The 20,195-nt window shown below is 65.6% G+C and carries 22 protein-coding genes; 21 read left to right on the forward strand and 1 reads right to left on the reverse strand.

The features are described from left to right. The first annotated feature begins 312 nt into the window (after nt 1-312). From ACI2I1_RS05240 to ACI2I1_RS05265, 6 genes are all read left to right on the forward strand, one after another. Nucleotides 313-1,506: a DUF932 domain-containing protein gene (locus ACI2I1_RS05240; RefSeq protein ID WP_404678194.1), complete on the forward strand. Its 1,194-nt coding sequence runs from the start codon at nt 313-315 to the stop codon at nt 1,504-1,506. 175 nt (nt 1,507-1,681) lie between these two features. Then, the gene (locus ACI2I1_RS05245; protein ID WP_404678195.1) at nt 1,682-3,826 is read left to right on the forward strand and encodes a ParB/RepB/Spo0J family partition protein; all 2,145 of its coding nucleotides are present in this window, start codon (nt 1,682-1,684) and stop codon (nt 3,824-3,826) included. Between the two features lie 97 nt (nt 3,827-3,923). Next, nucleotides 3,924-4,325 carry a hypothetical protein gene (locus ACI2I1_RS05250; RefSeq protein WP_404678196.1) on the forward strand — a complete coding sequence of 134 codons (402 nt, stop codon included), beginning with the start codon at nt 3,924-3,926 and terminating at the stop codon, nt 4,323-4,325. Nucleotides 4,326-4,477: 152 nt separating this feature from the next. Beyond that, nucleotides 4,478-8,815 carry a strawberry notch-like NTP hydrolase domain-containing protein gene (locus ACI2I1_RS05255; protein ID WP_404678197.1) on the forward strand — a complete coding sequence of 1,446 codons (4,338 nt, stop codon included), beginning with the start codon at nt 4,478-4,480 and terminating at the stop codon, nt 8,813-8,815. Then, complete coding sequence (locus tag ACI2I1_RS05260; RefSeq protein WP_404678198.1) at nt 8,815-9,861, forward strand: toprim domain-containing protein; 1,047 nt, start codon at nt 8,815-8,817, stop codon at nt 9,859-9,861. The genes ACI2I1_RS05255 and ACI2I1_RS05260 overlap by 1 nt, the downstream gene beginning before the upstream one ends. A 314-nt stretch (nt 9,862-10,175) precedes the next feature. Next, nucleotides 10,176-11,111, forward strand: coding sequence for a DUF2493 domain-containing protein (locus ACI2I1_RS05265; RefSeq protein ID WP_404678199.1), 936 nt, complete (start codon nt 10,176-10,178; stop codon nt 11,109-11,111). 6 nt (nt 11,112-11,117) lie between these two features. Here ACI2I1_RS05265 and ACI2I1_RS05270 read toward each other — a convergent pair whose 3' ends face one another. Next, nucleotides 11,118-11,810 (reverse strand): hypothetical protein, encoded by a 693-nt coding sequence (locus tag ACI2I1_RS05270; RefSeq protein WP_252571290.1) that lies wholly within the window; start codon nt 11,808-11,810, stop codon nt 11,118-11,120. A gap of 363 nt (nt 11,811-12,173) precedes the next feature. On the opposite strand from ACI2I1_RS05270, the gene ACI2I1_RS05275 reads away from it, so the two are divergent. The 15 genes from ACI2I1_RS05275 to ACI2I1_RS05345 all read left to right on the forward strand — a co-directional run bounded on the left by ACI2I1_RS05275 (nt 12,174) and on the right by ACI2I1_RS05345 (nt 20,146). Beyond that, complete coding sequence (locus ACI2I1_RS05275) at nt 12,174-12,341, forward strand: hypothetical protein (RefSeq protein ID WP_162833680.1); 168 nt, start codon at nt 12,174-12,176, stop codon at nt 12,339-12,341. Between the two features lie 144 nt (nt 12,342-12,485). Continuing rightward, nucleotides 12,486-12,926 carry a hypothetical protein gene (locus ACI2I1_RS05280; RefSeq protein ID WP_112296174.1) on the forward strand — a complete coding sequence of 147 codons (441 nt, stop codon included), beginning with the start codon at nt 12,486-12,488 and terminating at the stop codon, nt 12,924-12,926. Between the two features lie 577 nt (nt 12,927-13,503). Next, nucleotides 13,504-13,830 (forward strand): DUF736 domain-containing protein, encoded by a 327-nt coding sequence (locus ACI2I1_RS05285; protein ID WP_031310163.1) that lies wholly within the window; start codon nt 13,504-13,506, stop codon nt 13,828-13,830. 181 nt (nt 13,831-14,011) lie between these two features. Continuing rightward, nucleotides 14,012-14,254 (forward strand): multiprotein-bridging factor 1 family protein, encoded by a 243-nt coding sequence (locus tag ACI2I1_RS05290; protein ID WP_404678200.1) that lies wholly within the window; start codon nt 14,012-14,014, stop codon nt 14,252-14,254. Nucleotides 14,255-14,374: 120 nt separating this feature from the next. Continuing rightward, complete coding sequence (locus ACI2I1_RS05295; protein ID WP_188583632.1) at nt 14,375-14,638, forward strand: DNA -binding domain-containing protein; 264 nt, start codon at nt 14,375-14,377, stop codon at nt 14,636-14,638. A gap of 118 nt (nt 14,639-14,756) precedes the next feature. Continuing rightward, nucleotides 14,757-15,071 carry a transcriptional regulator domain-containing protein gene (locus tag ACI2I1_RS05300; protein WP_404678201.1) on the forward strand — a complete coding sequence of 105 codons (315 nt, stop codon included), beginning with the start codon at nt 14,757-14,759 and terminating at the stop codon, nt 15,069-15,071. 4 nt (nt 15,072-15,075) lie between these two features. Next, nucleotides 15,076-15,522: a DUF2285 domain-containing protein gene (locus tag ACI2I1_RS05305; RefSeq protein ID WP_404678345.1), complete on the forward strand. Its 447-nt coding sequence runs from the start codon at nt 15,076-15,078 to the stop codon at nt 15,520-15,522. A 126-nt stretch (nt 15,523-15,648) separates the two neighbouring features. Continuing rightward, the gene (locus ACI2I1_RS05310; protein WP_048648556.1) at nt 15,649-15,930 is read left to right on the forward strand and encodes an AlpA family transcriptional regulator; all 282 of its coding nucleotides are present in this window, start codon (nt 15,649-15,651) and stop codon (nt 15,928-15,930) included. An 11-nt stretch (nt 15,931-15,941) separates the two neighbouring features. After that, complete coding sequence (locus ACI2I1_RS05315) at nt 15,942-16,829, forward strand: replication initiator protein A (RefSeq protein ID WP_404678202.1); 888 nt, start codon at nt 15,942-15,944, stop codon at nt 16,827-16,829. Nucleotides 16,830-17,037: 208 nt separating this feature from the next. After that, nucleotides 17,038-17,676 carry a ParA family partition ATPase gene (gene parA / locus ACI2I1_RS05320; protein WP_404678203.1) on the forward strand — a complete coding sequence of 213 codons (639 nt, stop codon included), beginning with the start codon at nt 17,038-17,040 and terminating at the stop codon, nt 17,674-17,676. After that, complete coding sequence (locus tag ACI2I1_RS05325; RefSeq protein ID WP_404678204.1) at nt 17,673-17,927, forward strand: hypothetical protein; 255 nt, start codon at nt 17,673-17,675, stop codon at nt 17,925-17,927. The genes parA and ACI2I1_RS05325 overlap by 4 nt, the downstream gene beginning before the upstream one ends. Beyond that, on the forward strand, nt 17,924-18,445 hold the full coding sequence (locus tag ACI2I1_RS05330) for a DUF2840 domain-containing protein (protein WP_404678205.1): 522 nt from the start codon (nt 17,924-17,926) through the stop codon (nt 18,443-18,445). Before ACI2I1_RS05325 ends, ACI2I1_RS05330 begins: the two co-directional genes overlap by 4 nt. Further along, on the forward strand, nt 18,442-18,987 hold the full coding sequence (locus ACI2I1_RS05335) for a S26 family signal peptidase (protein WP_404678206.1): 546 nt from the start codon (nt 18,442-18,444) through the stop codon (nt 18,985-18,987). The genes ACI2I1_RS05330 and ACI2I1_RS05335 overlap by 4 nt, the downstream gene beginning before the upstream one ends. 46 nt (nt 18,988-19,033) lie before the next feature. Next, nucleotides 19,034-19,381, forward strand: coding sequence for a DUF736 domain-containing protein (locus tag ACI2I1_RS05340; protein ID WP_404678207.1), 348 nt, complete (start codon nt 19,034-19,036; stop codon nt 19,379-19,381). A gap of 3 nt (nt 19,382-19,384) precedes the next feature. Further along, nucleotides 19,385-20,146, forward strand: coding sequence for a lytic transglycosylase domain-containing protein (locus tag ACI2I1_RS05345; RefSeq protein ID WP_404678208.1), 762 nt, complete (start codon nt 19,385-19,387; stop codon nt 20,144-20,146). Nucleotides 20,147-20,195 lie beyond the last annotated feature (49 nt).

The following is a 20,195-nucleotide window of genomic DNA, read 5'->3' on the forward strand; positions in this document are numbered from 1 at the left end:
GTCCGAGGATTTGTATCATTCTTCGTAGGGCAAAGAAAGACGCCTGATCAAAGAGGTCGCCGTTTTACGAAACGCGTTCGCCTCAAACGGACCCCTGAGCCAACAGCGACGACTGCTCACCGGGTCACCTTGTACATCCGCACCGGGAGGGGAAAGCCTTCCCCTGCGTCCGAGCATTCGGTCTCGGCCGACCCCTTCTGCGGGGCGGCTGCCCCGCAACGCCCTGCTGAGAGTGAGAGAGTGGACCGGTTTTCCGTGACGGGTTGAGGGTTGGAGAAGAGGTCTCTGACGCCCGTCATGGAGATTGGTCCCATGAATATGCAGGTCCTCGATGCGCGCCGTGACACCAGCGGCGGTTACAAGGTCGATGTCGGCCGTGGCGAACGGATCGGCCGCGTCTCGTCAGAGTGGTTCTCGCGTCCGGCCGACGAGCGCTACCTTTCCTTGTCCGAGTTGGCCCGCACGGTCCGCGACCGCACCGACCGCAGCCGGACGCGGGTGGTGGAGAGCGCGCTCATCCATGTCGAGGCGAACCGCAACGATTCCGAGCGGTTGGCCCTGATCCTGCCCGGCACCGACACGGCCGTCGCATCGACGCACTGGTCCTTCGGACAACTCGCCAGCCTGGTTGGCGCGCCGGCAGCCTATCTGCGTCAGCTTCCCGCAGCACTTGCCGCCATCAACCTGCAATATGGCCTGACCTCCAATCGGGCCGAGCAGATCAAGACGCTCGAAACCGATACTGGCCGTGTCGAACTGCGCGCCGTCACTGGCCCGGACTATGGCCGCATCTACGATCACGAACTGGTCGAGGCGGTGCAGCGCATTGCCGGCAACGGCACGGGCGACACCCGCTGGAAGGTGCCGGGGGTGCTCGACTGGTCGACCGGCATCTACAATCCGCGCGTCGACATCACCAAGGATACGACCACGCTCTATGCCTCCGACCGCGACGTCTTCCTGTTCCTGGTCGACGACCTGAACCCGATTGAGGCCGGCCGACTGCCGGACGGATCGCCCGACCTCTATTTCCGCGGCTTCTATTGCTGGAATTCCGAGGTTGGCGCCAAGACGCTCGGCATGGCGAGCTTCTATCTGCGCGCGGTCTGCCAGAATCGCAATTTGTGGGGCGTGGAGGATTTCGAGGAAATCACCATCCGCCACTCCAAATATGCCGCCAATCGCTTCGCGCACGAGGCGGCCCCGGCGCTGGCGAACTTCGCCAACTCCTCGCCCCTACCGTTCGTCAACGGCATCAAGGCCGCCCGCGAGCGGATCGTCGCTAGGACGGACGAAGACCGCACCGACTTCCTGCGTCGCCGCGGCTTCTCCAAGGCCGAGACCGGCAAGATCATCGACAGGGTGCTGGCCGAGGAAGGTCGCCCGCCCGAGTCGATCTTCGATTTCGTGCAGGGCATCACCGCCGTCGCGCGCGACAAGCCGCATCAGGACGCCCGCCTCGACATGGAGGGCAAGGCCAAGAAGCTGCTCGATCGCGCCGCCTGATTTCCGCAAAGCCGGGGATGCGGTTTTCCGCGTCTCCGGCTTTGCGCTTCCGTGCCTTTCAGGTTTGCCGGTTCGTGGCACTGCCCCCTTTAAAGGAAGAGGGCGGCGCTTCGCTTCGTGACGGGTTGGAGGTTGAGAGAGAGTCTCTCGGCCGCCCGTCGCGGAGTAAATCCCGATGGCTACTGCCGTTCAGAAGATCATCCTGTCGTCCTCGCGCGACATTCCCTTCAACAAGCTGGTGCTCAGCCAGTCCAACGTCCGGCGCGTGAAGGCCGGCGTCTCGATCGAGGACCTTGCGGCCTCGATCGCGCGTCGCGGCCTGATCCAGAGTCTCAGCGTCTTTCCCGTCGTCGATGCCGAAGGCAACGAGACCGGCATGTTCGAAGTACCCGCCGGCGGCCGCCGCTTCCGCGCGCTCGAACTGCTGGTAAAGCAAAAGCGTCTCGCCAAGATCGCGCCTGTGCCCTGCGTGGTCCGCGATCGCGACGGCGCCATCCTCCCCGAGGAGGTGTCGCTGGCCGAGAATACCGAGCGTGCCCCGCTCCATCCGCTCGATCAGTTCCGTGCCTTCCACGACATGCTGACCAAGGGCATGACCGAGGAGGAGATCGCCGCGGCCTTCTTCGTCCCCGTCAACGTGGTCAAGCAGCGGCTGCGCCTCGCGGCCGTCTCGCCCGCGCTGCACGACGTCTATGCCGACGACGGCATGACGCTGGAGCAGCTCATGGCCTTCACGGTCTCCCAAGACCACGAGCGACAGGTGCAGGTCTGGGACGCGATCAAGGACGCATGGTCAAAGGAGCCCTATCAGATCCGGCGCATGCTGACCGAGACGACGGTGCGCGCCTCCGACAAGCGCGCTGTTTTCCTCGGCATCGAAGCCTATGAGGCGGCTGGCGGCATCGTCATGCGCGATCTGTTCCAGGCCGATGATGGCGGCTGGCTGCAGGATGTCGGGCTTCTCGATCGCCTCGTCGCCGAGAAGCTGAAGGCCGAAGCCGAGGCGATCGCCGGCGAAGGATGGAAGTGGATCGAAGTCGCGGTCAGCTTCCCCTACGATGCCACTCGCGGCCTGCACGAGGTCTCCGGCACGCCGATCGATCTGTCGGCCGAGGAACAGGCGACCATCGAGGCGCTCACCGCCGAGCAGGCCAGGCTCGAAGCGGAATATCAGGTCGCCGACGAACTGCCCGACGAGGTCGACGAGCGCCTTAGCGAGATCGAGACGGCGTTGGCAGCCTTCGACGACCGGCCCGAGCACTTCGACCCGGCCGACATCGCCATCGCCGGCGTGTTCGTCAGCATCGACGCCGACGGTTCGCTTTCGGTCGATCGCGGCTTCGTCCGGCCCGAGGATGTGTCTCAGGTCCGGACCGATGGCGAGAATGGATCGGAGACGGTTACCGAATCCGTCGACGCCGATCGCCCGCCGGTGCAACGCGCCGTCATCACCATCGGCGGCCAACCTGCCGAGTCCGATGACGACGATGAGGACGACGGGATCAAGCCGTTGCCCGAACGCCTTGTCATCGAGCTGACCGCCTACCGCAGCCTCGCGTTGCGCAACGCCGTGGCGGAAAATCCGCACATCGCCATGACGGCGCTTCTCCACAAGCTGGTCTCGGACACCTTCATGACCCGCATGTACACGGGCGCCATGGAAGCGGGGGTGAAGCACGTCTTCTTCCCGGTTCAGGACGAGGCGCTGAAGGACAGCCCTTCCGCCCGCGCCGTGCAGGAGCGTCACGACGCATGGGCCGCCGACATCCCGAAGGACGACGACACCCTCTGGGACTGGCTCACCGCGCTTGATGATGCCAGCCGCATGGCTTTGCTGGCCCATTGCGTCAGCTATGGGGTCAACGCGCTCTATGAGCGGCCGAATCCGTACAGCGCGGGTGGCGTATCGCAGCACACGCTCGATATGAGACTTGCGCACGCCGACCGGCTGACGCGGGCGACCGGGCTCGACATCGTCGAAGCCGGTTGGCGCCCGACCTTCAGCAACTACCTCAACCGTGTCACCAAGCCGCGCATCCTCGAAGCCGTCCGAGAAGGCGCCGGCGAACGGGCAGCCCAGCTCATCGACCATCTGAAAAAGGGCGACATGGCCAAGGAGGCAGAGCGTCTGTTGGCCGATAGCGGTTGGCTGCCCGAGCCGCTTCGACTTGCCGGCGTTGACGGCGATTCCGCACCGGACGCGGACGGCGATGGCAAAACCGAGGGCGCCGAGCTGCCTGATTTCCTCAGCGCCGACGACGAGCCGGAACCGCCGGCCGATGGCGAGGACGACGAACGTCACCTCATCGCCGCCGAATGATCGGCTCGCGGGGCAGCTTCGGCCGCTCCGCACCTTCCAATCCCATCCACTCAGAGCCCGGCCCAGCGCCGGGCTGTTTTCGTTTCAGGAGCCTGATATGGCCGAACATCTCACCCGCTTCTCCTGCCTGCTCGACGTCGGCTCGGTCGCCAATGTCGCGCGGGCCTTCGACATCTACACCGCGCTGATGGCCGAAAACGGTCGCGAGGACCCGCCCGCCGAGCCGTTCTTGCTCTCCCTGACACCCGAGCACGGCGCGGCGCGCCTCTGGCTTCGCGACCCCGGAACCGCCGATCCGCAATTGCTGGTCACCTTCGTCACCCGCTGCGCCGAAACCTTCGCACTCACCGGTACCTGGGGGTTTCAGTGGGCCGGTATTGCTTCTGACCCTGTCGTGGACGGCTTCTCCGGCGGCGCCCATCTGCTCGACCTCGGCACAGGCCGCACGATTGAATGGATCAGTACCGGCCGCTGGCTGGCCGAAAGCCGAATGCGATGATCCCCGACCATGCGCGCGCCCGGCCTCACGGTCGGGCGCTTTTTTTATGTCAGCGGACAAGAGGAAGAGGACGGCCGGGATGGGTCGAGTTCGGGCGGTCGAGAGAGAGCGCCAACCGAGCTTGTCCCTTCCGCTCTCCCAAGGTTCCTTCCATGAACATTCTGTCTCCCGTGGCCCTTGCGGCCGCGCCCGTCACCCGTGCGTCCCAGACCCTCGCCGTGGCGCAACAGCTTCTCGAACATCTCGAACGCGGCCAGCGCGTCGATGCCGCGATCCTTCGTGCAGCGATGGAAACAGCCTTCGGCGCATCCGACACCAGCGGCGCCTGGGACTGGAAGGCGGCCTATGAGGCCTGCGAGGTCGCGACAGTCCTCTTCCTGCGTAAATACGGAAAGGCGCTTTTCCGCAAAGCCGCATCTCCGGCTGCACGTTTGTCCGCTCTTTCAAAGATCGCCGGGCTCCTGCCGACGCATACCCGGCGCTCGGAAGAATCGCAGGCGCTCCAGCAGTTCTCGACGCCGGTGCCACTCGGCCTTGCCGCCGTGGCGGCCGCCTCCATTGCTGCTGGCGACATCGTGCTGGAGCCGTCGGCTGGCACCGGCCTGCTCGCCATCCTGTCCGAGATATCAGGCGGAACGCTCCTCCTTAACGAGCTGGCCGAAACCCGCGCCGATCTGCTCGCTGCGCTGTTTCGGGACGTTGCCGTCACCCGCTTCGACGCGGCCCAGATCGACGATCACCTCGCGCCGGACGCCACCCCCACAGTCGTGCTGATGAACCCGCCATTCTCCGTCATGGCGAACGTCTCCGGCCGCGTGGTCGACGCCGCCTATCGCCATGTCGCTTCAGCACTGGCCCGGCTTGCCGATGGCGGGCGGCTGGTGGCGATCACCGGCGCCAACTTCAGCCCCGACCACCCGGCTTGGGCAGCGGCCTTCGTCCGGCTTCAGGAGCGTGGCCGCGTCGTCTTCACCGCAGCCGTGGACGGCTCGGTCTATGCCAAGCACGGCACGACCATCGACACGCGGCTGACAGTCATCGACAAGCTGTCGACCGAGGATCCTTCGGCGTTTCCCCCTTCGTCCGGCATCGCGCCCGACGTCTCCACGCTACTCGGCTGGATCGCGACACAGGTTCCGCCGCGTCCGACTGCAACCCTGCCGCCAGTGAAAACCTCGGCGTCCGCCGCGTCGCCCCGCACCATTCGCGGGTACCGCGCCCGTACCACTGCCGCGCCCGCCAAGCCCGCGTCCATCGAGCCGGAAGGCGTCGAACTCGCCTATGAAACCATGGAATGGACACCCGCCGAAGACGGCCGGATCACCGACGCGATCTATGAAGAATATGGATTGCAGGCGATCCGTATTCCCGGGGCGCAGGCCCATCCGACCAAGCTTGTGCAATCCGTCGCGATGGCCTCGGTCGCGCCGCCCAGGCCGAGCTACCGGCCCCGGCTGCCTGCAAACATCGTCCCGAATGGTCTGCTTTCCGACGCCCAGCTCGAAACCGTCATCTACGCCGGCGAGGCGCATTCCGACTTCTTGGCCGGTTCGTGGACACTCGACGACACCTTCGACCTCATCTCGGCTGCGCCCGACAATGCACCCAACGCCGTGCGCTTCCGTAGGGGCTTCATGCTCGGCGACGGCACGGGCGCTGGCAAGGGTCGCCAGTCGGCCGGCATCATCCTCGACAACTGGATGCAGGGCCGCCGCAAAGCGGTGTGGATCTCCAAATCCGACAAGCTGCTGGAGGACGCCCAGCGCGACTGGTCGGCCCTCGGCATGGAGCGGCTGCTGGTCACGCCGCTGTCGCGTTTCCCGCAGGGCAAGGACATCACGCTCTCGCAAGCCATCCTATTCACCACCTATGCCACGCTACGGTCCGACGACCGCGGGAGTAAGCTTTCCCGCGTCAAGCAGATCGTCGAATGGTTGGGCTCCGATTTCGATGGAGTGATCATCTTCGACGAGAGCCACGCCATGCAGAACGCCGCAGGCGGAAAGGGTGAACGCGGCGATGTCGCCGCTTCGCAGCAGGGCCGCGCGGGCCTCCGGCTCCAGCACGCCCTGCCGAATGCGCGCATCGTCTATGTCTCGGCAACCGGCGCGACCACGGTCCACAATCTCGCCTACGCCCAGCGCCTCGGCCTCTGGGGCGGCGAGGACTTCCCGTTCTCGACCCGCGCCGAGTTCGTCGAGGCTATCGAAGATGGCGGGGTCGCTGCGATGGAAGTGCTGGCCCGCGACCTGCGCTCGCTCGGCCTCTACACGGCCCGGTCGCTCTCCTATGACGGCGTCGAATACGAGCTGGTCGAGCACCAGCTCACCCCTGAGCAGACCGGCATTTACGATGTCTATGCCGGGGCCTTCGCCGTCATCCATAACAATCTCGATGCGGCAATGGAGGCCACCAACATCACCGGCGGCCCTGATGGTTCTGGGGGAACGCTGAACCGGCAGGCCAAGTCCGCCGCCCGCTCGGCCTTCGAATCCGCCAAGCAGCGCTTCTTCGGCCATCTGCTGACCTCGATGAAGACGCCGACCCTGATCCGCTCGATCGAGCAGGACCTGGTCGACGGCCATGCCGCCGTGATCCAGATCGTTTCGACTGGCGAAGCCCTGATGGAGCGCCGTCTCGCGGAGATCCCCACCGAGGAATGGAACGACGTGCGGGTGGACATCACCCCGCGCGAATATGTTCTGGATTACCTCGCCCATTCCTTCCCGGTGCAGCTCTACGAGCCGTTCACTGACAGCGAGGGCAATCTGTCGTCGCGGCCGGTGTTTCGCGACGGCCAGCCGGTGGAGAGCCGCGACGCCGTCGCCCGCCGCGACCACCTGATCGAGAGGCTGGCCTCGCTGCCCCCCGTCCCCGGTGCGCTCGATCAGATCGTGCAGCGCTTCGGCACCGATGTCGTGGCGGAGGTGACGGGACGTTCGCGCCGCATCGTCCGCAGGACCAGACCGGGCGGCATCGATCGGCTTGCGGTGGAAAACCGCGCCGGCTCGGCCAATCTGGCCGAAACGCAGGCCTTCATGGACGATCAGAAGCGCATTCTGATCTTCTCCGACGCCGGCGGCACCGGGCGCAGCTATCACGCCGACCTGTCGGCTCGGAACCAGCGGCTGCGCGTTCACTATCTGCTGGAGCCGGGCTGGAAAGCCGACGCCGCCATTCAGGGCCTGGGCCGCACCAACCGGACCAACCAGGCGCAGCCGCCGCTGTTCCGGCCGATCTCGACCGACGTGAAGGCCGAAAAGCGCTTCCTGTCGACCATCGCCCGCCGCCTCGACACACTCGGCGCAATCACGCGCGGCCAGCGCCAGACTGGTGGCCAGGGCCTGTTCCGGCCCGAGGATAATCTGGAATCGCACTACGCCCGCGACGCCCTGCGGCAGCTGTACCTGCTGTTGGTGCGCGGCAAGGTCGACGGCTGCTCGCTCCAGATGTTCGAGGACGCCACCGGCCTCTCGCTGATGGATTCCACCGGCATCAAGGACGAACTGCCGACGATCACCACCTTCCTGAACAGGCTGTTGGCACTGACCATCGACCTCCAGGGTGTCCTGTTCACCGCGTTCGAGCGGCTGTTGAACGCCAAGATCGAAGGCGCCATCGCCTCGGGCAGCTATGACGTCGGGCTAGAGACACTGCAGGCCGAGAGCTTCATCGTCACCGACCGCCGAACGATCCACGTCCATCCTGGCACCGGGGCCGAGGCTCGGCTGCTGACCATCACCCAGCGCCAGCGAAACCGTCCCGTGACGCTGGCCGAGGCGCTCGACCATCTCGATGATCCGGGCGCGAAGCTGCTGGTCAACGAGCGTTCGGGCCGCGCCGCCGTGCAGATCCCGACCACCAGCATCATGCTGGACGATGGCGAGATCGAACGGCGCGTGCGGTTGATCCGACCGATGGAGGCGCACAACATCCCCATCAAGATGATGGATGAGACCCATTGGGTCGACGCGGACCGGGCGGGCTTCACCGCGGCATGGAACGCCGAGGTAGCCGAGGTGCCGGAGTATGCCGAAAGCACCATCCATGTCGTCAGCGGCCTGTTGCTGCCGATCTGGAAACGCCTCCCGAGCGAGTCGACGCGGGTGTATCGACTCCAGACCGACGACGGCGAGCGCATCGTTGGCCGCCGTGTCTCCGCCGCCTGGGTAGCCGGCGCGCTCGCCACCGGCACATCGACCCTGACAGCGGACGACGCCTTCATGGCGCTGATGGATGGCAAGACCATCCTCGATCTGACCGAGGGTCTTCAACTTCGCCGCGTCCGGGTCATGGGCGCCAACCGCATCGAGCTGTCGGGCTTCACCGACGCCATGCGCGATCGCCTGCGGGCCTATGGCCTGTTTCACGAGATCATCTCGTGGAAGCTGCGGATGTTCGTGCCGACCGATACGACCGGCGCCGCTATCCTGGCCAAGGTGCTGGAGCGCTATCCCGTCGAGCGCGTCAGTGAGCGGGAGGCGGCGTGATGGCACGGCATGACGCCTCCGATCTGGCGATCCGTCTCGGCCGGCAGGCCGAGGCGGTGTGCCGCCACTACCTCACCTCCGGCCATCGCGAGGGGCGCTACTGGCTGGTCGGCGATGTCCGCAACACGCCCGGCCGCTCGATGTTCGTGCGGCTGAAAGGCGGTGAAACCGGCAAGGGCGCCGCCGGCAAATGGACCGACGCGGCCACCGGCGAGCATGGAGATCTGCTGGACGTCATCCGCGAGAGCTGCGGCCTGGTCGAATTCAAGGATGTCGCCGATGAGGCGCGCATCTTCCTGTCGATGCCCCATCCCGAACCGGACCGTCCACATGGTGGCGAGCGCACGTCACCAGCGCCGACCGGATCGCCGGAAGCGGCCCGGCGGCTGTTCGCCATGGCGCAGCCGATTTCGGGCACACTCGTAAGGACATATCTCCATACACGCGGCATTACGGATTTGCACGGAACCGGAAGCCTGCGCTTTCATCCCCGCTGCTACTACCGGCCTGACGAACATTCCCCGACCGAGACCTGGCCAGCGATGATCGCATCAGTCACCGATCTTGCCGGGCGTCAAACCGGCGCGCATCGCACCTGGCTCGCTGCAGACGGCTCGGACAAGGCTCCGATCGACACGCCGAGACGGGCGATGGGCGACCTTCTGGGACATTCCGTTCGCTTCGGCGTGGCTGGCGACGTAATGGCGGCGGGCGAAGGCATTGAGACGATATTGTCGCTCAGGATGGCGCTGCCCAACATGCCGATGGCGGCGGCGCTTTCGGCGGCGCATCTCTCGGCCATCCTGTTCCCCGACACGCTGCGCCGGCTCTACGTTGCCCGCGACAATGATCCGGCCGGCGACGGTGCGATGGCGACGCTGATCGAACGGGCGAACGCGGCCGGGATCGAGGCGGTCGTGGTGTCTCCAATACTGGGCGACTTCAACGAGGATCTCCGCCTGGGAGGTCTGGACAGCCTCCGGGCAGCGGCCCGTGTGCAGATCGTGCCCCAGGACGTCGCACGCTTCATGGCACTGGTGGCATAGGCCGACAGGAGAATGCAGGCGGCGGAAGCGGCGTCGCCGGCATCGCTCGGATGATGCCCAAGTCGGAGAGAACCGCGCCCCGGCCTTCGAGAGGGCGATCGGCCAGCAAACGGCCCGGACCCGCAATGCCTGCGGCGGACTATTTTCCGGCGCGGCCGAGTGCCGCTTTCCATCGCGAGGCAAAATAGCCCGCCTTCGTCATCCTCCGCTGTGCTCCGGCCCTCCGCTTCGCTGCGGATGCAGGTCCGCCCCGCCCGCCGGCTTTCGTCGCCATGAAGGCCGCGAGGGTCGCGGTCGAACCGACGGAGCATCCCATGAGCCAGCAAGACGACTACGAACCGCACCACGCCTCTTCACCCACCGACCATGTTCTCAGCGAACTCCAGCTTTACGGCTACCGTCCTTTCACGGATGAACCCGATCCTCGACCACTACCGGAGGGCGACCGCGTCACCGGCGCCATCGCCGATATCTTCGATGCCCTGATCGCCACCCTGGAGGACACTCGCCTCGAGCCCGACCTCGACGATCTCCTCTGGTCGACGGTCAATGTCTTCCACCGGGCGAACGAACGGATCGAGCGCGAGCTGGACGACAACGAGCAGGCGCAGCGTCGCGGCCAGCGCGAACAGGACGGCAGCGAAGTGAAGGCCGTCGAGCTGGAACGCCTGACGGCAGAGGGCCAGACCATGATCGAACGGCGCAACGCCTTCGAGCTGATGCGCGACCAGGCCGCAGAGCACTACGAGCGCTACACCGGATCGAACTGGCGACCGCGCAGCGGATCGATGGTCAACCACCGCAACCTGACCTCGGCGATGATCGACAGCCGGGACTTCCTCGCCGCCAGGAAGCGGGCCGACAACGAGGTGCTGCTACCCGCCGGTCCGAAGATCGTCTTCACGGGCGGGCTCGATTTCAACGATCACCGCCTGATCTGGGCCAAGCTCGATCAGGTCCACGCCAAGCACCCCGACATGGTGCTGTTGCACGGCAAGTCGCCGAAGGGCGCCGAGAAGATCGCCGCCAAATGGGCCGACACCCGCAAGGTGCCACAGGTCGGCTTCGCCCCCGACTGGACGAAACATGCCAAGGCCGCGCCGTTCAAGCGCAACGATCAGATGCTCGACGTCCTGCCGATCGGGGTCATCGTCTTCCCCGGCACCGGCATCCAGGACAACCTTGCCGACAAGGCCAGAAAGCTCGGCGTCCCGGTCTTCGACTTTCGCCCGAAGGGAGGCGGCGCGTGAGCGCCGTCACCCCAGGTCGACGCCCCAGAACTTCAGCACCGCGAGCACTTCCTCCTTCGGATAATGGAGAAAGGCCGCATTCGCGAGGTCGGCCTTCAGCTTGCCCTTCCGCTTGGCAATTTCGCGCTCGATCCGCTCCCCGAACGGCGCTGTACCCGGCGGAAGCAGTCCAGGGCGCTCCGGACAAGGCCAACTCTTCGGATAGCCTTCGGGAATCCAGCCGTTCTTGACCTTCTCATATTGCTCGGCAACCGATGGATGCTCGCAAGCCCAGCCGTAAAGGTGGAAAGCGCACACTCGCAGCATCGCCTTGATTTCAGGCATCGTGTCCGTGAAGCCTTTGAGCGGGGTCGGCAGCCACACCATATTGGCGACGCAGGAGAAGTAGCGCAGATCCTGGACGACGCTGCTTTGCTGAGCGAACGAGGGATCGTCGTATCCCCAGATGTGACACACGGTCCAGTTCTTCGGCTTCGGCGCCGCGACGCCCAGAGCCGCCACGAGTGCATTGAGCGCGGCGACATTGCCCTCGAACTTCTCAGCGGTGATCTTGGTCGCCTTTTTCGTGTTCGTGTACCGGCGCGACCACGCAGCGTCATAGAGAGGCCGGCCGCGAGCCGTATGCGGCGCCCATACCGGCAGACGCCGGAAAGTCTCCGGATTCACCCACCGGGCCGTACGCTCGATCAGTTCGACCACTGCCGGAAGATCATCTCGAAGGGCGTCGTTGCCGTCTGGTATGTGAAATCCGGCTGCCATCGTTTGCTTGCGCCCTCCTGCCTTCCGACGCGGACGACCAGGACACGGCTCGAATCCAACGCAGTGAATTGCTGTGGGGCGATCCTAGCACTCGGTCGAAGCGAGAAACCATCCCCCGCTTCCATTGCGCTAATCCTTGGTCCAGCCGCTGGCCTGACGCCATCAACCCGTAAAGGGTCGGACTACGCAAAGCGTGCCGCCGCTCCAGCTTCGCCTTCGCGGTGATTGCGGCCATCGGCCGGACACATCGGACGCCTGTCGCGCGGGAGATGGTCTCCCGCCTCCAAGACAGGAGCCGGTCATATGTCCCTCAATCAAGCTCACGCCTTCGCCTTCAGCCTCGCCGCCACCCTCATGGTCTCGATCGTCATCTTCCAGGCCGGGGACGGCACCATGGGCGTCATGCCCGCTGGCGAATATGACGGCGAAGCCGCCGCCATCGTTCACGAGATCGACCCCTTCGCCCGCTAATCGCGGGCAAGGCGACAGGGCCGCAAGCGGAAGTCCCACGGGATTTCCGCTCCCGCCCTGCCTTCTCTTCGGCTATACTATCAATGCGCCGTGGTGGTGGTGGAGGCGCGACCGTCAGATCTTTATCTCACGGAGAACACCACCATGGTCTTCATCGGCATCCTCTCCGGCATCGCGGCGATCGGCGTCCTGTGCTGGCTTCTATTCACACTAGCTGTCTTCGCGCTGCCGTTTTTCGCGGGCGTTAGCGCCGGGACTTGGGCCTATAGCAGCGGCGCTGGTTGGCTCGGAGCGATCCTCGTCGGCCTCGCCGCCGCCGCAGTGACGCTCGGCCTCGGCCAGTTCCTGCTCGCCTTCATCCGTCCGCTCTGGATACGGCTCACGATCGCACTCGCCTTCGTCGCGCCCGCGGCGCTCGCCGGCTACCACGCGACGCATGGCATCGTGAAACACACCATGCCCTCCGACATCTGGCAGCTCATCTTCTCAGTTATCGGCGCAATCGCCGTTGGCGTCACGGCGCTGATCCGGGTGACGGCCATGGGCACGCCCGGGCCAACCGGGCAGACCATCGTGCGAACCTGACATCGGTGCAGGCGGCGGCGGGATGGTCAATTGATGTCTTGGCGGTCGCGCCTTCCTCGTCGCCAGGCTCGCTTGCAATCGCGCTGACCGGATCGACGGTTAACCCAGCTGACGCGCCATGCCATCGGTGACGGCGCCGGTGGCAATGCCGTGACAGCGCGCAGACGGTGCGAGTGCCGGGAGGGGGCGATCTCGTGGGCGACGGGCAGGAATCGGCGGTACGTAGCGTCTGGCGGAGCTGGTTTGACCCGCGGTGTCAGACGTCGCTACGGGTCCATTGGTCGGTATGGTCGCCACGTTCTCCTGTGATGCGTCTCTGTCATATCGACCGCTCCAAAACAGCCTCTTCAATGGGCTGATCTGGCCGAAGGTCGGCTGCGCCTCGATCGCCTATGCCGCAACAGCGGCGTCGAAACTTTCTTCCCCTGCCGGCTGCGCCGTCATTCCTCGCGAGGCAAGAAAGCCTCTCCTTTGCTGTCAGGCCCCTGCGGGGTGCGTCGTCAATCGCCTCCGGCCTCTCGATCGCCATCGAGGCCGCAATGGTGCGGGCTCGCAACAGAGTTCAAGGAGAACTACCATGGCGACCATCGGCACCTTCAAGAAGACCGGCAACAACGAGTTCACCGGCGAAATCGTCACCCTCAGCGTCCAGACCAAGAATGTCCGCATCGTCCCCGAGGCCCGCGCTACGGGTGAGAACGCCCCGAGCCACCGCGTGTTCGTCGGCCGCGCCGAGATCGGCGCCGCCTGGTCCAAGACCTCCAACGAAGGGCGCGCCTATCTGGGCCTGAAGCTCGACGATCCCAGCTTCAACGCCCCGATCTACGCTAACCTCTTCGACGACGAGGAAGGCGAGACCCTCTCGCTCATCTGGTCCCGTCCCAATGGGCGCCGCGGCGACTGAGGCCCCGAGCGAGGCCCCGGCCGGAAGGCCGGGCCTCGACTTTGCTACGACCGAATCAGTTGCGATGTCGGCGGCCTGACAGAGGGAAAATAGGCACTTCCGACTGGAATGCGCTGCCAAGAACGACTATTATAGTCGTAGTTTTGGCGTACGCGTAGGTCCGTGTGGGAGGTGATCATGCATGATCACCGCCCGACAGTTTCGGGCCGCACGTGCGTTGCTGGGTTGGACACAGGAGACGCTCGCTGACAAGGCCCGGGTCTCATTGACCGCGCTCAAACGCCTCGAATCCACCAGTGGCCTCGAGGTTTTTGAGAGCACGCGCGATGAGGTGAGACGGGCTTTCGAACGCGCCGGCATTGTCTTCCTGAACTCCGATCAGGGCAAGGGAGTGCTGCTCGTTGATGCGAAGATGGAAACCTGACGTTCGACAGGTCGCGGCGTTGCAAATTCGTCTCGCGTCAAGATCATGCGTCATCGTTCCGATCAAATCACGGTTAACAATATCCTCTAGTTTGGATACATCTCGCCATCGGGGGATGTTGTGACCAAAGACGATTTTCTCGACCAGCCGCCGGCTGGGGCGGCATTGACCGCCTATGACGAGGCGCATCTGAAGCTGTACGTCCGGCTGCTGGATGCCGACGCTGAAAAAGCCGACTGGCGCGAAGTCGTCGAAGTCCTCTTCGGCCTCGATGCCAAGGCCGAACCGGAACGCGCTCAGCGCATCTACACCAGTCATCTCGACCGCGCGAAATGGATGACGAAGAGCGGTTTTTGCGAGTTGCTCCAGGGCCGCCTGCACTGAGGTGATGCGCAAACCGCATCACGTTGCGGCCACTTCGTTCTTCCCGCGCTCCGTTCAACCCGGAATCGTATCCACTGTAAAACTCGCGTTGCACAACCTTACGCGGAGGCAGTGGAGAATGTCCGAGGATGAAAGTTGGCGGTCTGAAGCCGCCTATGACTATATCGACAAGTTGACCCCCGGCGATCTCGCCTGGGAGTTCCTGCGTCGCAACCCTGAATACAGAAAATCTTATCAGGAGCTGGTAGCCGTCGGGCGGTTGACCGAAGATGTCGCGGGCGAGTTCGCCGAGCAATGGGGCTTGCGATTTCGTCGCCGACCCTCGCAACTCCGCGCTCGTCCAGCCAATCTTCTGGATCCCGCAAACCGATCCGGCGACACTGCCGTTCATCGTCGGACCGAACCCGGCGGGACATCTCCGCCTCCGCGTTGAGGATCTGCACGCCCACGCCATCATCGAGCATGATCCTGGTCTGATCCGGCTCGTACTGCGCGGCGAACCCCACGACGTCGCCCTGATCGGCGTCGATGATGCCCGCCCCCTTGGCGCGTTCATCATATTCGATGAGCTGACGCCCGACCGACTGACCGCGGTTGATCGCCTCTGGCACGCGATGTTCGGCAAGCGCGTGCCGCCCGATCCACGCCTGACGCCACAAAGACGTCAGCGCGCCCGCCAGATGCTGCGCGCCATCGACGCGCGCGCGAGCGGTGCCATCTACCGCACCGTCGCCGAGCATCTCTTCCCCCAGCACAAGATTGACGCAGCATCCTGGGTAGGCGACCCGATCCGGGAGACCACCATCCGTCTCGCCCGCGACGGCATGAAGCTCGTTCGCGGCGGCTATCGGACATTGCTGCGCCGCCCACGCCGGGATCGCTGATACCCGCTCGCGTGTCGATTTTAGGATCTTACTTCGACATCGTCCGGGGCGCCGTCTTCGCGCCACCGTGCTCGCAACCCGCCGCTTATTCGAAGCGGCCGCCCGCGAGACCACGGAGGTGCGATCATGGCCGAAAGAGCCGCCAATTTACCGCCACGCTACCTGAGAACGCAGGAGGCGGCGCGCTTCCTCGGCCTTTCCGAACGCACCCTTGAGAAGCATCGGACCTACGGGACCGGTCCGATCTACCGCAAGCTCGGCGGCCGCGTAGTCTATTCCGTCGACGACCTTCAGGCCTGGGCGGATCGCGGTCTCGTCACCTCCACGTCCGATCCACGGGGCGGCACTGTTTTACCGGCCAAGCGCCAAACAGCCTCGACCGCCGCCGGCGGACGCTTCCCGCGCTGAGACGACCGGCCATGTCGTTCCGCCACACCCAATACGATGAGCGCTCCCAACTCGATCTGTTTCGGGCACTGCCCGGCGATCTCGCGCCCCGCGATGCGCAGGACCTCATGGCCTACCCGTTCTTTTCGCTCGCCAAGTCGAAGCGTCTGGCGCCGATAGACTTCAAGGCCGGCTCGGTGAAGATCCGTGTCGAAGCGGTGCCGGAACATGGCATGGCGACGATCTGGGACGCGGACGTCCTGATCTGGGCGGCCTCTCAGATCGTCGAGGCGCGCGATGTCGGCTTGCGCCCATCGCGCCTGATGGCGACCACTCCCTATGAAGTCCTGAACTTCATCGGCCGCGGCGTATCGCTGCGCGACTACGACCGCCTCAAGGCGGCACTCGACCGATTGCAGTCGACCACGGTCGCGACCTCGATCCGCCAGCCGACCGAGCGGCGGATGCACCGCTTCTCCTGGATCAACGAATGGAAGGAACGCGCCGACCATCGCGGCCGTCCGCTCGGTCTCGAACTGATCCTCCCCGACTGGTTCTATGGCGCGGTGCTTGACGATGCGCTCGTGCTGACGATCGACCGCAAATACTTCGATCTCACTGGTGGCCTTGAGCGCTGGCTTTACCGCCTCGTGCGCAAGCACGGCGGCAAACAGGAGTTCGGCTGGAGTTTCGACTTCCCGCACCTCCACGCGAAATCCGGCAGTCTCTCTCCACTTAAGCACTTCGCCTACGACCTGCGCGACATCGTCCGCCGTCAACCGCTGCCGGGCTACCGGCTCACCATCGAGCAATGCCTCGGCGGGCCAGAAATCCTGTCCTTCGTACCAACCGATCCCGACGCGCTCGGCATCCCGCGCCGCCGTCGCCGCTCGTCAACTCGCCCTGGGGATAAGCTGTGAATCATCTCGTGCTATCAGGGACCGGCACTGTCGTGCCATCGGGGACCGGACTCTCGTGCTATCGGGGACCGGAATCGCCGATTCATCGCGCTGAATCAGTCTCTTGCGCGCCCCGTAACTTATCTAACCTAGATTCCTTCGGAATCTTTCTAACGGAACCTGCTTTTTCGTGCCGTGTGGACGAGGCCCCGATCGCCGGGAGCCCGTTATGATCGTCGCGCTCCTCAACCAGAAGGGCGGCGTCGGCAAGACGACGCTGGCGCTGCATCTCGCCGGTGAATGGGCTCGCCGTGGACAGCGCGTCACGCTGATCGACGCCGATCCGCAGGGCTCGGCGCTCGACTGGTCGCAGCAACGCAGCCGGGAGGGATTCCAGCGGCTGTTCGGCGTCGTCGGCCTGGCGCGCGACACCCTGCATCGCGAAGCGCCGGAGCTGGCGCGTGACGCCGACCATGTCGTCATCGACGGACCGCCACGCGTCGCCAGCCTGATGCGCTCGGCGCTGCTCGCCGCCGATCTCGTGCTGATCCCGGTGCAGCCGTCGCCGCTCGATGGCTGGGCCTCGGCCGAGATGCTGGCGCTACTCGGCGAAGCGCGCATCTACCGCCCGCAGCTTGCCGCTCGCTTCGTGCTGAACCGCTGCGCGGCCCGCACGGTTTTGGCGCGCGAAACCGCAGAGACACTCGCGGATCATGATCCGCCATTACTCGCGACGACAATCGGCCAGCGCATCGTCTTCGCCGATGTCGTGCAGACCGGGCGGATCGCTGCCGAGCATGACGAGGATTGTCCGGGCGCGCGCGAGATCGCCGCGTTCGCGGCCGAGGTGGCGAGGATCGGCGCATGAGCGAACGATCCCCCAAGCGCGGCTTCGCATCCCGGCCTGGCGATCCGGAGAGCTGGATCAAAGCGACCGATCGCCAGACGCAGCGCCTGCAACTCGCCGACGACTTCTCGGCCAGGCTGACCATCGACGTGACCGCCGACATGCGCGGGCGGATCAAGATCGCGGCCTTCCGGCGCGGTCAGACGGTCGCAGACGTGCTGCGCGCGCTGTTCGAGCGTGAATTCCCACCCCCGTCAGGAGAAGGACAATGACCGGCCTTGTCGCCGCGCCGGAACGCGTCGGCTGTGCTGCCGCCGAGCCGCCGCCCGAAGCGTTCACCCAAGTCGAACTCGTCTGGATCGAGAAGCAGACGGAGCACTGGGTCCGCTTCGGTCGCGAGCGGCGCGAGCAGATCCTCGACCGTCGCCGTCGCATCCTCTTCTTCCCTCCCGGCAGCGTCCTCGCGCTGGTGCGCTGGGCGGCGAACGAGCACGGCACCGTTCTCTCGCGGCTCGACATCCTACGCACCGTCGAGCGCGACGCACCGTGCCAGACCGTCCCGACTGTCACGCCCGGCGCAGAGATTCTGCTGCATGTCGATGGCTGGCCGAAGGTTGAGCGCGTGCTCCAGCTCATCGACGCCATCGAGGCGCGCGACATCGACCCGATCGAGGTTTCGCCGGACCATTGGCGCCACGTCCACAACCGGATGACGGTCGGCGAAACGCCGCGCGCTTATGGTCTTCGGCAGCATCGCGCCTTTCTCCTGCGCCGGGAGACCGGCGCATGACCCGGCTCTCCTACGCCATCGTCACGACTGTGGCCGTGTCGCTTCTCGGCATTGCCTCCGTGGCATCGTTCGCGCCGAAGCTGATCTGGAACGCGTCCGCCAGCACGCCGGTGGGCTTATACACGATCGACGAACTTGGGCCGGTCGCCGTGACCGATCTGGTCGCGGTGGATGCCCCCGAACCACTCGCCACCTTCCTGTCCGAGGGCGGTTACCTGCCGCGTGGCGTGCCGCTGTTGAAGCGCGTCGCCGCGCTCCCGGGCCAACGGGTCTGCCGGACCGGGCTCGCCATCACCGTCGACGGCGTGCCGATGGGCGACGCCCTCGACCGCGATCGTCGCGGCCGTCCTCTCCCGATCTGGCAGGGCTGCCGGTTGGTCGCGAACGGCGAGCTGTTCCTCATGAACTGGCAGGTCCGCGACAGCCTAGACGGCCGCTACTTCGGCCCGCTTCCGGCCACCGCCGTGATCGGCCGGGCCATCCCTCTCTACACCGATGAGGACGGCGATGGCCGCTTCGTCTGGCGCGCGACGACGCGGTGACGGCCCGCCCATGACCTTGTCCACCGCAATCCGAAGGAGACGACCCATGCCTGTGATAGGTCAATTCATGCGCGAGAATGATGGCTTCATCGGCCATCTGACGACGCTGTCCTTGCATCAGGACATCATCATCGTCGCGGCCGAGCCGTCCGATGCCGAGAACGCTCCGGACTACCGCGTCCATGTGCTCGACACCATGAGGAACGAGACCGGCACGGAGATCGGCGCGGGCTGGAAGCGCACCGGCGAGAAGGCCGGCGAATATGTCTCACTGCAGCTCGACGATCCGACCTTCGAACATCCGATCCGCGCCAACCTCTTCCAGTCGGCCGACGACAAGTCCGCCTGGGGCCTGCACTGGAATCGCCCGCCGAAGCGCGGCGAGCGGGACTGAACGATGCCCGCCGCGCGCCATCAGCGTGCCGTCGGGGGGCGGATCACCCTCCGACGTGCTGCCCTCCTTCTCCTTTCCGGCCTGATCCTCGCCGCGCCGGGAGCGAGCCCGGCCAGCGCACAGCAGGCGCCCGCCGAGCGGCCGTCGCGCAGTGATCCCTACGGCGCCTTCATCGCCGAGGCCGCGCAGAGGTTCGGCGTTCCAGAAGCCTGGATACGCGCCGTCATGCGCGTCGAAAGCGCGGGTGACGTGCGCGCCATCTCGTCAGCGGGCGCGATGAGCCTGATGCAGATCATGCCCGCCACATGGGCCGACCTGCGCGTTCGCCATCGGCTCGGCGGCAACCCCTACGATCCGCGCGACAACATTCTGGCGGGCGCCGCCTATCTGCGCGAAATGCACGATCGCTACGGGTCGCCCGGCTTCCTGGCGGCTTACAATGCCGGTCCCGGCCGCTACGAAGAGTATCTCGCCGGCCGCCCATTGCCGGCCGAGACGCGCGCCTATGTCGCGACGCTCGCCCCCATTGTCGGCGGCGGTGAACTCGCCGGCCCCGTCGTGGTCGCGGCCGCCGATCCGCTCGCTTGGATGCGGGCGCCGCTCTTCGTCTTGCAGTCGGCTGGCAGTGGACCTGCCGCGCCCGTGCAGTCCGCAAGCGCGCCCGGTGACAGCACGGCGGCTGCACCGGCGCGCGATCAAGGCCCGAGGGCATCGCCCACCGATGGCCTTTTCGTCGCGCGCCATGTGCCTGGTGGCCCGCGATGACCGCGTTCGCACCTGTTCGCATTGAAGCGTGGTCTGGCGGGCAAATGGC

It is taken from the genome of Qipengyuania sp. NPDC077563, from assembly GCF_044901345.1.
In the GTDB taxonomy this organism is placed as follows: domain Bacteria; phylum Pseudomonadota; class Alphaproteobacteria; order Sphingomonadales; family Sphingomonadaceae; genus Qipengyuania; species Qipengyuania aestuarii.

Excerpts from the sequence above, each read along its gene's own strand:
- ACI2I1_RS05280 (WP_112296174.1), top strand. The coding sequence starts at position 12,486 with ATGGTCTTCATCGGCATCCTCTCCGGCATCGCGGCGATCGGCGTCCTG.
- ACI2I1_RS05255 (WP_404678197.1), top strand. The coding sequence starts at position 4,478 with ATGAACATTCTGTCTCCCGTGGCCCTTGCGGCCGCGCCCGTCACCCGT.
- ACI2I1_RS05315 (WP_404678202.1), top strand. The coding sequence starts at position 15,942 with ATGTCGTTCCGCCACACCCAATACGATGAGCGCTCCCAACTCGATCTG.
- ACI2I1_RS05290 (WP_404678200.1), top strand. The coding sequence starts at position 14,012 with ATGATCACCGCCCGACAGTTTCGGGCCGCACGTGCGTTGCTGGGTTGG.
- ACI2I1_RS05300 (WP_404678201.1), top strand. The coding sequence starts at position 14,757 with ATGTCCGAGGATGAAAGTTGGCGGTCTGAAGCCGCCTATGACTATATC.
- ACI2I1_RS05335 (WP_404678206.1), top strand. The coding sequence starts at position 18,442 with ATGACCCGGCTCTCCTACGCCATCGTCACGACTGTGGCCGTGTCGCTT.
- ACI2I1_RS05325 (WP_404678204.1), top strand. The coding sequence starts at position 17,673 with ATGAGCGAACGATCCCCCAAGCGCGGCTTCGCATCCCGGCCTGGCGAT.
- ACI2I1_RS05345 (WP_404678208.1), top strand. The coding sequence starts at position 19,385 with ATGCCCGCCGCGCGCCATCAGCGTGCCGTCGGGGGGCGGATCACCCTC.
- ACI2I1_RS05330 (WP_404678205.1), top strand. The coding sequence starts at position 17,924 with ATGACCGGCCTTGTCGCCGCGCCGGAACGCGTCGGCTGTGCTGCCGCC.
- ACI2I1_RS05260 (WP_404678198.1), top strand. The coding sequence starts at position 8,815 with ATGGCACGGCATGACGCCTCCGATCTGGCGATCCGTCTCGGCCGGCAG.
- ACI2I1_RS05285 (WP_031310163.1), top strand. The coding sequence starts at position 13,504 with ATGGCGACCATCGGCACCTTCAAGAAGACCGGCAACAACGAGTTCACC.
- ACI2I1_RS05275 (WP_162833680.1), top strand. The coding sequence starts at position 12,174 with ATGTCCCTCAATCAAGCTCACGCCTTCGCCTTCAGCCTCGCCGCCACC.
- ACI2I1_RS05340 (WP_404678207.1), top strand. The coding sequence starts at position 19,034 with ATGCCTGTGATAGGTCAATTCATGCGCGAGAATGATGGCTTCATCGGC.
- ACI2I1_RS05250 (WP_404678196.1), top strand. The coding sequence starts at position 3,924 with ATGGCCGAACATCTCACCCGCTTCTCCTGCCTGCTCGACGTCGGCTCG.
- ACI2I1_RS05245 (WP_404678195.1), top strand. The coding sequence starts at position 1,682 with ATGGCTACTGCCGTTCAGAAGATCATCCTGTCGTCCTCGCGCGACATT.
- ACI2I1_RS05240 (WP_404678194.1), top strand. The coding sequence starts at position 313 with ATGAATATGCAGGTCCTCGATGCGCGCCGTGACACCAGCGGCGGTTAC.
- ACI2I1_RS05265 (WP_404678199.1), top strand. The coding sequence starts at position 10,176 with ATGAGCCAGCAAGACGACTACGAACCGCACCACGCCTCTTCACCCACC.
- parA (WP_404678203.1), top strand. The coding sequence starts at position 17,038 with ATGATCGTCGCGCTCCTCAACCAGAAGGGCGGCGTCGGCAAGACGACG.
- ACI2I1_RS05310 (WP_048648556.1), top strand. The coding sequence starts at position 15,649 with ATGGCCGAAAGAGCCGCCAATTTACCGCCACGCTACCTGAGAACGCAG.